The 9,344-nt window shown below is 66.2% G+C and carries 11 protein-coding genes; 6 read left to right on the forward strand and 5 right to left on the reverse strand.

The features are described 5' to 3' along the window. Nucleotides 1–228: 228 nt before the first annotated feature. From AC1DCJ_RS20150 to AC1DCJ_RS20170, 5 genes are all read right to left on the reverse strand, one after another. Nucleotides 229–942: a DUF2058 domain-containing protein gene (locus AC1DCJ_RS20150; protein ID WP_038687609.1), complete on the reverse strand. Its 714-nt coding sequence runs from the start codon at nt 940–942 to the stop codon at nt 229–231. A gap of 13 nt (nt 943–955) precedes the next feature. Next, nucleotides 956–1,195, reverse strand: a complete 240-nt coding sequence (locus AC1DCJ_RS20155; protein WP_137189856.1) for a SlyX family protein — start codon at nt 1,193–1,195, stop codon at nt 956–958. Then, nucleotides 1,188–2,537, reverse strand: a complete 1,350-nt coding sequence (locus AC1DCJ_RS20160; protein WP_038687605.1) for a UDP-glucose dehydrogenase family protein — start codon at nt 2,535–2,537, stop codon at nt 1,188–1,190. Before AC1DCJ_RS20160 ends, AC1DCJ_RS20155 begins: the two co-directional genes overlap by 8 nt. Nucleotides 2,538–2,560: 23 nt before the next feature. Beyond that, the gene (locus tag AC1DCJ_RS20165) at nt 2,561–3,541 is read right to left on the reverse strand and encodes an FKBP-type peptidyl-prolyl cis-trans isomerase (RefSeq protein ID WP_137189858.1); all 981 of its coding nucleotides are present in this window, start codon (nt 3,539–3,541) and stop codon (nt 2,561–2,563) included. Between the two features lie 84 nt (nt 3,542–3,625). Further along, nucleotides 3,626–4,162 carry a glutathione peroxidase gene (locus AC1DCJ_RS20170; RefSeq protein ID WP_392732960.1) on the reverse strand — a complete coding sequence of 179 codons (537 nt, stop codon included), beginning with the start codon at nt 4,160–4,162 and terminating at the stop codon, nt 3,626–3,628. A gap of 740 nt (nt 4,163–4,902) precedes the next feature. Here AC1DCJ_RS20170 and AC1DCJ_RS20175 point away from each other — a divergent pair. The 6 genes from AC1DCJ_RS20175 to AC1DCJ_RS20200 all read left to right on the forward strand — a co-directional run bounded on the left by AC1DCJ_RS20175 (nt 4,903) and on the right by AC1DCJ_RS20200 (nt 9,217). Continuing rightward, a complete protein-coding gene (locus AC1DCJ_RS20175; RefSeq protein ID WP_019185943.1) occupies nt 4,903–5,265 on the forward strand; it encodes a GntR family transcriptional regulator in 363 nt (120 codons plus the stop codon). Continuing rightward, nucleotides 5,262–6,137, forward strand: coding sequence for an ABC transporter ATP-binding protein (locus AC1DCJ_RS20180; protein WP_038687597.1), 876 nt, complete (start codon nt 5,262–5,264; stop codon nt 6,135–6,137). Before AC1DCJ_RS20175 ends, AC1DCJ_RS20180 begins: the two co-directional genes overlap by 4 nt. Further along, nucleotides 6,134–7,165, forward strand: coding sequence for an ABC-2 transporter permease (locus AC1DCJ_RS20185; protein ID WP_141056861.1), 1,032 nt, complete (start codon nt 6,134–6,136; stop codon nt 7,163–7,165). The genes AC1DCJ_RS20180 and AC1DCJ_RS20185 overlap by 4 nt, the downstream gene beginning before the upstream one ends. Nucleotides 7,166–7,188: 23 nt before the next feature. After that, a complete protein-coding gene (locus tag AC1DCJ_RS20190) occupies nt 7,189–8,076 on the forward strand; it encodes a DUF4097 family beta strand repeat-containing protein (protein WP_428712740.1) in 888 nt (295 codons plus the stop codon). A gap of 26 nt (nt 8,077–8,102) precedes the next feature. Then, complete coding sequence (locus tag AC1DCJ_RS20195) at nt 8,103–8,699, forward strand: DUF2884 family protein (RefSeq protein WP_428712741.1); 597 nt, start codon at nt 8,103–8,105, stop codon at nt 8,697–8,699. 92 nt (nt 8,700–8,791) lie between these two features. Continuing rightward, nucleotides 8,792–9,217: a hypothetical protein gene (locus tag AC1DCJ_RS20200; protein ID WP_137190089.1), complete on the forward strand. Its 426-nt coding sequence runs from the start codon at nt 8,792–8,794 to the stop codon at nt 9,215–9,217. The last annotated feature ends 127 nt before the right edge of the window (nt 9,218–9,344 follow it).

Genomic DNA, 9,344 nt, shown 5'->3' on the forward strand with positions numbered 1-9,344 from the left:
CTGGGTCCCCCTGGGTCCCCATGCCCTTGGAGGCGAAATAAAGGGGGAGGTGGCGGCCGCAGGCCGACGCCGGAGGACATTCGCCGGAAAGGGCATGGGGACCCAGCGCCCGACCCGCCGACGGCCGCGCCTGGAAAGCGTAAAAGCACGTTTCTGCTTGCCCCGCATAGGGGCGAAGAACCAAAAAGGGCGCCTTTCGGCGCCCTTCTTCGTCGTGCGATCGACCGCTTACCAGACCAGGTCGTCGGGCACTTGGTAGGCCGGGTCGGCGTACGGGTCAGCCTCGGCGGTGGCGTTGGGATCCACGCGCAGCGCAACCGACGGGGCGAAGATCGCTTCGGCCTCGTCGAGCACGGCCGCCGTTACCAGCAGGTAGCGGCCGTTCTGCTGCAGCACGCCCAGCTCGCCGGCGTTGAGCGCCTTGAGCTGGTCGGCGGTGACGTACACGCGCTTGATCTTGCCACCGTAGTTGAAGTGGCGGGCGATCTCGGCGCCGGCGTCATTCAACGACTTGCCTTCCAGCAACACGTCCAGCTTGGCCTTGGCTTCGCGGCGCAGGCGCGCCTCTTCCTGCTTCAGGCGCTCGGCTTCGATGCGGTCGTCTTTTTCCTTCTGCGCACGGATCGCGTAAGCCTTGGCCAGGTCGATGTCCTCGCGCGAGCGGGGCTTGCCCTGACCGGCGTTCTGGCCCTGGCCGGGACGATTGCCACCACCCGGGCGGCCCTTGCCGTGCGGCGCGCGGCGCGCGGCGTCGCCCTCGCGCGGCGGACGCCCCGGGGCACCCTCACGCGGCGGGCGCGCTTCGCCGGGCTTGCCCGGGGGACGCGCGCCGTGGGGTTTGTTGCCCGGCCGGCCGTCACGGCGGGCATCGGGTTTGCGTTCTGGCTTGGGCGCGGATTTGAAACCAAGGCCCAGCAGCTGGTCGCGGAGTGTATCGCTCATGACGTGGAATCGATCAGTAGTGCGGGGGCGGCGGTTCTTCGCCCGAATCGGAATACAGCGCGTTGCGGACCTTGCCCAGGTCTTCCAGCAGCAGGCGGGTCAGGTCGGCGTTGCGGCTGCCTTCGATGCGTGCATCGGCCAGCGCTTCACTGAGCTCGGCCAAAGCCTGTTCCTGGAAGGACACGCGCATTTCCAGCTCGATCAGGCGCGCTTCCAGCGCCTGCTCACGCGGTGTGAGGGTTGAATCATGCATGCAGCGAACGTCCCCGGCCAATGCCGTAGTAGGCCAGGCCCGCGGCTTCGATCTCCTGCGGGTCGTACAGGTTGCGGCCGTCGAACACGACCGCATCGTTGAGCATCTCGCGCAGGCGGACGAAATCCGGGCTGCGGAACTGCTTCCATTCGGTCACCACGACCAGCGCATCGGCGCCGTCCAGCGCGTCGTAGGCGTTGTCGCAGAACACCAGGTCATCGCGCTGCCCGAAAATGCGGCGCGCTTCGTCGGTGGCTTCGGGATCGTAGGCGCGCACGGTGGCGCCGCCTTCCCACAACTGGGCCAGCAGGCGACGGCTGGACGCTTCGCGCATGTCGTCGGTGTTGGGCTTGAAGGCCAACCCCCATACCGCGAAGGTCTTGCCACGCACGCCTTCGTCCTCGCCACGGTCGTAGTGGCGCTGGATCAGCTGGTAAAGATGCCCCTTCTGCGCTTCGTTGACCGCCTCCACCGCGTTCAACAGCTTCGGCTCATGGCCGTACTGCTGCGCGGTGCGGGCCAACGCCTGCACGTCCTTGGGGAAACACGAGCCGCCGTAACCGGCACCCGGGTAGATGAAGTGCCAGCCGATGCGCGGATCCGAGCCGATGCCCTGACGGACCTGCTCGATATCGGCACCAACCTTCTCGGCAATGTTGGCAATTTCGTTCATGAACGAAATCTTGGTCGCCAGCATCGCGTTGGCGGCGTACTTGGTCAGCTCCGCCGAGCGCACGTCCATTTCCACCACACGGTCGTGGTTGCGGTTGAACGGTGCGTACAGGCGGCGCATCAGCGCCACCGAATCGGGGTTGGAGGCGCCCACCACGATGCGGTCCGGCCGCATGCAGTCGGCCACCGCGTCGCCCTCCTTCAGGAATTCCGGGTTGGAGACCACGTCGAACGCGATCTCAACCCCACGCGCCGCCAGTACCTCGGCAATGGCGGCACGCACCTTGTCGGCCGTGCCTACCGGCACGGTCGACTTGTTCACCACCACGGTCGGCACGGCCATGTGCGTGCCGATCGTGCGGGCCACGGCCAGCACGTACTGCAGGTCGGCGCTGCCGTCCTCGTCCGGTGGCGTGCCCACGGCGATGAAAATCACCTGGCCATGCGTGATCGCGCTGGCAGCATCGGTGGTGAAGGCCAGCCGCGATGCGGCGTGATTGGCCTTGACCATCGGCTCCAGGCCCGGTTCGTAGATCGGGATGACGCCACGGTTCAGGCCATCGACCTTGGCCTGGTCGATATCGACGCAGACCACCTGGTGGCCGACATCGGCCAGGCAGGTACCCGTGACCAGACCGACGTAACCGGTACCGAAAATCGCTACACGCATGTCCGTGGGGACTCCAGTTTCGCTTACGGCAGGACGTTGAGCAGTTCGACGTCGAAGGTCAGCGTCGCGTTCGGACCGATCGGACCGCCCGGCGTGCCCTGTTCGCCGTAGGCCAGCTCGCCCGGGATCCAGAAGCGGTACTTGGACCCGGTCGGCATCAGCGAGACGCCTTCGGACCAGCCCTTGATCACCTGGTCCAGGCCGAACTCGATCGGCTGGCCACGCTCGTAGCTGCTGTCGAACACGGTGCCGTCCAGCAGCTTGCCTTCATAGTTGACGCGGACCTTGCTGGTCGGCATCGGGCGTTCGCCCGAACCCGGACGCAGCACCTGGTACTGCAGGCCCGAGGCGGTAGTGACAACGCCCGGCACGGTCTTGTTCTTGGCCAGGAACGCGTTGCCTTCGGTGCGGTTGGTACCGGCCTTGGCAGCCGATTCGGCCTGCATTTCAGCCTGCTTGCCGGCCATGAAACCTTCCAGCGTGGCCTTGGCCTGCTCCGGGGTCATCTTGGCGGTGCCACCGTTGAAGGTGGTGGTGACGGCATCGAACAGCGCGTCCAGGTCCAGGTCCGCCTTCAGCGGTGCCAGCGACGGACCCACGGCGTAGGTGCCCAGCATCAGGCCCACCTTCTCACGGTCCACCTTCGGCGGCGCGGTACCCGGGGCCACGCCCGGCACCGGCTGGCCACTCTTGGCCATCATCGCCTGGCGCAGGGCGGCGTCGGTCTTCTGCGCCTCGTCCTGCGAAATCAGCGGCGGCTTGCCTTCAAAGGCATTGGTCACGCCGCGGCGCAGGGCGGCCAGATCGATCTCGCTGGAGATCGGGGCGAACGAGTTGGCCACGTCGATACCGATGGCGTAGCCGAGCTTTTCCCGTTGGGAGTTCAAAGCGGAAGTCTCCTTGACGGCCGCACGCGCGGCCGGTTGTTGCGACATCACGGTACCGGTGGCACCCATCGCCAGAATCAGAACCGACGCCGCGGCGCCGCGCATTCCCATCTTCATTCGCTGCTTTCCTGGAAGTGACTGGACGCCGACGTCGGCGCGAAAGCGATCATTGTCGCACGCACATGCGAGATGTCGAGGATGTCAGCGCTTTGCCGGTGCGACAGACAGCTCACGTTCGATCGCGGCGACCAGCGCCTTGTCGTCCGGCGTGACCTTGCTGGGGAACTGCGCCACCACCCGGCCGTCCCGGCCGATCAGGTACTTGTGGAAGTTCCAGCCCGGCGCAACCCCGGTCGCGGCGGTCAGCCGCTGGTACAGCGGCGTGGCCTGCGGCCCGGTGACCTGCACCTTCTGGAACATCGGGAACTTGACCCCGTAGGTCAGCGTGCAGAATTCCTGGATCTGGGTCTCGTCGCCCGGCTCCTGCCCCTTGAAGTCGTTGGACGGGAAGCCCAGCACCGAGAACCCGCGCGCGGCGTACTTCTGCTGCAGCGCCTCCAGGCCTTCGTACTGCGGGGTGAAACCGCACTTGCTGGCGGTGTTGACCACCAGCAGCACCTTGCCGCCGTATTGCTTCTGCAGGTTGACCTCGGCCTTGCCGGCCAGCGGTCGATAGGCCACGTCCAGCAGCCCGGCCGCGTGGGCCCCGCCGGCGGCCAGCAACCCGCCCAGCAGCAGCGTCACGCCCCAGCGGCGCACCCGCACGGTGGCCGCACGGCGCGGGGACGACTCAAGGTGGGTCAGGGGCATCACAACACTCCACGAAAGGGATCAAAAGGGCTGTTTCGGACTATATCACCGGCACTTTTGCCGCTGCGTGGCAGGGCCGGCAGCGCCCTGCCCCGGCGTCGGCCGACGGGCCAGGCAACCCGGCTTCCATCGCCGTCCGGCGCCCGATTGGCCCCCGGCTTGCCGAATCTGGCGGTCTGCCGCCGCACCTGAATAGAGGCATCCGCTCACCTACCATTGACCAGACTGAATGGACGATAGCCCGCCCGGCGATCAGGAATTGAAAACATCCCTATACAAAACAACCACTTGAAATCACGGCACGGTCGCTGTCATACCCCTGCCATCAGTTGGGGGTGGCACCCTGTTGCACTCCGGCGTGCCGGTGTTATAGTTGCATACAACACCAGTCACCTGATGCAGGGGAAGCCCATGAACCGCATGCGCCGCCACCAGTCCGCCAAAGCTGTCACCGCCGCCTCCGCGCTGTTGCTGCTCGGGTGGCTTGGCACCCCCGCCGGTGACATCGGCAGCACCGCTGCCACCGGTGCGTTTGAAAGCCCGCAGGACGCAGGCGTACTCCAGGCAGGGAACGCCGACGGCGCCCCCACGCCCCCCCGCCGGCTGCACAGCTCCCTGTCCATGCCTTACTTCTCATTCGCACAGTCGCTGAACCCACGGAGCTGACCATGAGCGATATCCAATGGAGCGATGGTGCTCCGATCTACCGTCAGCTGAAAGAGCGCGTGATTGCCATGATGCTTGACGGCATCATCAAGCCTGGCGACGCCCTGCCTTCGGTCCGACAGGTCGCCGCCGAGTACCAGCTCAACCCCATCACCGTTTCGCGCGCCTACCAGGAACTGGCTGACGAAGGCCTGGTCGAGAAGCGCCGCGGGCTGGGCATGTTCATGACCGAGGAAGCGGCCACGCAGCTGCGCAGCAGCGAGCGCGACCGGTTCCTCAATGAAGAATGGCCACTGGTGTTGGAACGCATCCAGCGCCTGGGCCTGAATCTCGACGAATTGCTGCCCCAGGGGAAATCCTCATGAATGCCGTTGCAAGTGATGTCGTCATTTCCGCCCGCGGCCTGCGCAAGGCCTACAAACAGACCGTGGCGCTGGACAACACCAGCTTCACCATCGCCCCGGGCCGGATCACCGGCCTGATCGGCCCCAACGGCGCCGGCAAGACCACCCTGCTCAAGGCGCTGCTCGGCCTGACCACGGTGGAAGGCGAGCTGCAGGTGCTGGGGCTGGACCCGGCCGTGCAGCGCAACGCGCTGATGAATGATGTGTGCTTCATCGCCGACGTGGCCGTGCTGCCGCGCTGGATGAAGGTGCGCGAAGCGATCGACTTCGTCGCCGGCACCCACCCGCGCTTCGACCGCGCCCGCTGCGAACGTTTCCTGGCCTCGACCAAGCTGCAGCCCAAGCAGCGCGTGCGCGAGCTGTCCAAGGGCATGATCGTGCAGCTGCACCTGGCGCTGGTGATGGCCATCGATGCCAAGGTGCTGGTGCTGGACGAGCCGACCCTGGGCCTGGACATCCTGTACCGCAAGGAGTTCTACCAGCGCCTGCTGGAGGATTACTTCGACGAGCAGAAGACGATCATCGTCACCACCCACCAGGTGGAAGAGATCGAGCACATCCTCACCGACGTGATGTTCATCCGCGATGGCCGCATCGTGCTCACCACCGACATGGAAGACATCGGCGACCGCTACAGCGAAGTGCTGGTGTCGGCCGAATCGCTGGACGCCGCCCGCGCCCTGCAGCCCATCGATGAGCGTGCGCTGCCATTTGGCAAGACGGTGCTGTTGTTCGACGGGGTGCCACGCGCCCAGCTCACGCCCTTGGGCGAGATCCGCAGCCCGGGGCTGGCGGACCTGTTCGTGGCCATCATGAAGGGAACCTACGCATGAACACCGTCCACTACCACCCCATCAGCAAGGCCAGCACCTTCAAGTGGATGCTCAAGCGCGAATACTGGGAGAACCGCGGCGGGTTCCTGTATGCGCCGCTGATCGCCGGCGCGATTTCGCTGGTGATGAGCCTGATCGGCATCCTGTTCGGGCTGCTGGCCATGAACCGCGCGGCCAAGAGTGGCAGCCTGGTGATTGACAATGAAAGCGTCAACGTCAACGGGCTGGACCTGGCCCTGCTGACGAAGAAGCTCGACGCCGAGGCGCTGCACAACCTGGCCAACGGCCTGGACCTGACCCTGCTGCTGAGTTCGCTGTGGCCGTTCATCGTGCTGGCCTTCGTGGTGTTCTTCTACTGCCTGGGCGCGTTGTACGACGATCGCCGCGACCGCAGCATCCTGTTCTGGAAGTCGCTGCCGCTGTCGGACACCCAGACCGTGCTGTCCAAGGCATTGAGCGCCCTGCTGGTGGCACCGGTGATCGCGGTGATCGCCTCGATCCTGACCATGTTCGGCTTCCTGCTGATCATCAGCGTGGTGGTACTCAGCCACGGCGGCGACCCGATGACCCTGATCTGGGGCCCGGCCAGCCCGCTGGCCATCATGGCCGGCCACCTGTCCTGGCTGCCGGTGTACCTGCTCTGGGCACTGCCGAGCGTGGGCTGGCTGCTGATGTGCTCGGCCTGGGCCAAGACCAAGCCGTTCCTGTGGGCGGTGATGCTGCCGCTGTTTGCCGGCATCATCGTCAGCAGCACGCACCTGATGAACGCCTTCGACAGCACCAGCGGCTGGTTCTGGAAGCACATCGTCGGCCGCCTGTTGCTGGGCACCCTGCCGGGCAGCGACGTGTTCTACCGCACTGACCAGCTGCGCGCGGTGATCGGCGACCGTGACAACCTGGTGGCCGCACTGGCCCCGAGCAACCAGCTGGCCGCGTTGAGCCTGCCCGATATCTGGATCGGTGCCGCAGTGGGCGTGGTGTTCATCATCGTCGCCATCCGCCTGCGCCGCCGCGCCGGCGAGATCTGATCGATTCACTCAAGGAGCCGCACATGATCCGCATGCTCGCTGTTGCTTCCCTGCTGTTGCTGCCGCTGTCGGCCCTGGCCGAACAGCCGCAATGCAAATTCAATGAACCGCGTGACCTCAAGCTCGACCTGGCCGGTGCCAAGGCGGTGGTGTTCGAGGTCAACCAGCACGATCTGGTGCTCACCGCCGGTGGCGGTGCAGCCCAGCTCTCTGGGCGCGCCTGTGCCTCCAACGCCGACTGGCTGCGCCAGCTCACCGTGACCCAGCAGAAGGTGGGCGACAAGCTGGTGGTGCGCCTGCAACGCGAGAAGCAGAACCTCAGCATCAACATCGGGGGCAGCAACTACGCCTATCTGGACCTGCGCGGCAGCGTGCCGGACACCCTGCTGGTGCAGCTGAAGGTCGGCTCGGGCGACGTCAGCGTCACCGGTGCGCACTCGCTCAGTGCGGACGTCGGTTCGGGCGACATCACCCTGCGCGATATCAAGGGCCCGGTCACCGCGGCGATCGGCTCCGGCGATGTGACCCTGGACGGTGCCGGCGCGCTCAATCTGCTGTCGGTCGGCTCGGGCGACTTCAAGGCACGCAACCTGCGCGGCAACGCGAAGGTCGGCACCGTGGGGTCGGGCGATCTCGAACTGGACGGCGTGCAGGGCAACGTGACGCTGGAAACGCTGGGCTCCGGTGATGCCGACGTGCGCCAGGTCAAGGGCAACGTCAGCGTCGGCAATGTGGGCTCGGGCGATGTCGAGTTGCGCGGTGTGGGCGGCAACGTCAGCGTCGAACGGCATGGCTCCGGTGACATCACCGCGCGCGATGTCGGCGGCGACCTGACCGTGGCCCACAGCGGCAGTGGCGATGTGCGCCACAGCGGTATCGGCGGTCGCGTGCAGCTGCCGCGCGGCAAGTAACTCCCCCCTTTTCGAGGAACGTGCGCATGATGACCCGACTGCTGCTGCCCACCCTGCTGCTGTGCCTGCCGCTGGCAGCCTGCGGCAACCAAGATGCCGGCAAGACCGATCCGGCCACCGGCAAGGCCGCGTCACCGGCCGCTGAAGCCAGCACCGTTGGCAAGACCGTGCAGGACGCTACCGACAAGGCGCGCAAGGAACTGGCCCAAGGCAACATCAACATTTCCAACGACCAGTCCGACAAGGCCGAGATCACCCCGCAGGGCGAACTGCTGATCAACGGCAAGACGGTCACCACCACCGCCAGCCAGCGCGCGCTGCTGCTGGATTACCGCAAGCAGGTCGAGGCGATTGCCGGCGCCGGCATGGACATCGGCGTGGCCGGTGCCAACCTGGGCGTGAAGGCGGCCGGCGAGGCGCTCAAGGGCATTTTCTCCGGCGATACCAACGGTATCGAGGAACGCGTGAATGCCGAATCCAGCAAGATCGAGGCAAAGGCCAAGGAGCTGTGCACCCTGCTGCCGGGCATGATGGCCAAGCAGCAGGCGCTGGCCGCCGCGGTGCCCGAGTTCAAGCCGTACGCCACCATGGACCAGAGCGACATCGACGACTGCGGCAAGTAACCGCCCTGCCTGCGACGTTCGGTCGCAGCCGGGCCCGCATGCACGGGGGGAGGACTAGAATGGTCCTCCCCCTTTTCATGCCTGCGCCCACCATGAAGAAGCTGTGCCTGCTGCTGTTCGCCCTGTTCTGCCTGGCTGCCACCGGCTGCGACCAGGAATACCGCAATCATCGTGCCGAGCGCGGCAAGCCGAAGATCACCGTCAGCGACGGCATGCTCACCGTGCGCCGCGCACCCGCGCCGAACATCATCGTGCTGCCCAACGGCCACATGAAGATCGACGAGATCGAAATTCCGCTCGACCCGAGCCAGCAGGCGCTGCTGCAGGGCATGTTCGGCCAGCTGCAGGTGCTGCGCCAGAACACGCTCACCGACGCGCCGCCGGACCCGGCCAAGCGTTCGGTCAAGATCCAGGTCCCCGATGGCATGCAGCCGATTCCGCCGGACCTGGTGCAGCGGATTCCGGAGTTCAAGGATTACACCGAGACGTTCGAYAACCTGCAGGCGGATCGGCACTGACGCTTCGGTAGCACGGGGGTCGGTGGGTCGGGCGCTGGGCCCCCATACCCGTTCCGGCGAATGCCCTCCGGCGTCGGCCTGCGGCCGCCGCCTCCCCCTTTATTTCGCCTCCAAGGGCATGGGGCCC

The sequence above is a fragment of the Stenotrophomonas sp. 10N36 genome (assembly GCF_056395005.1).

What these genes read in the sequence shown, in the direction of transcription:
- AC1DCJ_RS20185 (WP_141056861.1), top strand. Translation starts at nt 6,134, where the DNA reads ATGAACACCGTCCACTACCACCCCATCAGCAAGGCCAGCACCTTCAAG.
- AC1DCJ_RS20155 (WP_137189856.1), bottom strand. Translation starts at nt 1,195, where the DNA reads ATGCATGATTCAACCCTCACACCGCGTGAGCAGGCGCTGGAAGCGCGC.
- AC1DCJ_RS20190 (WP_428712740.1), top strand. Translation starts at nt 7,189, where the DNA reads ATGATCCGCATGCTCGCTGTTGCTTCCCTGCTGTTGCTGCCGCTGTCG.
- AC1DCJ_RS20195 (WP_428712741.1), top strand. Translation starts at nt 8,103, where the DNA reads ATGATGACCCGACTGCTGCTGCCCACCCTGCTGCTGTGCCTGCCGCTG.
- AC1DCJ_RS20160 (WP_038687605.1), bottom strand. Translation starts at nt 2,537, where the DNA reads ATGCGTGTAGCGATTTTCGGTACCGGTTACGTCGGTCTGGTCACGGGT.
- AC1DCJ_RS20175 (WP_019185943.1), top strand. Translation starts at nt 4,903, where the DNA reads ATGAGCGATATCCAATGGAGCGATGGTGCTCCGATCTACCGTCAGCTG.
- AC1DCJ_RS20180 (WP_038687597.1), top strand. Translation starts at nt 5,262, where the DNA reads ATGAATGCCGTTGCAAGTGATGTCGTCATTTCCGCCCGCGGCCTGCGC.
- AC1DCJ_RS20150 (WP_038687609.1), bottom strand. Translation starts at nt 942, where the DNA reads ATGAGCGATACACTCCGCGACCAGCTGCTGGGCCTTGGTTTCAAATCC.
- AC1DCJ_RS20165 (WP_137189858.1), bottom strand. Translation starts at nt 3,541, where the DNA reads ATGAAGATGGGAATGCGCGGCGCCGCGGCGTCGGTTCTGATTCTGGCG.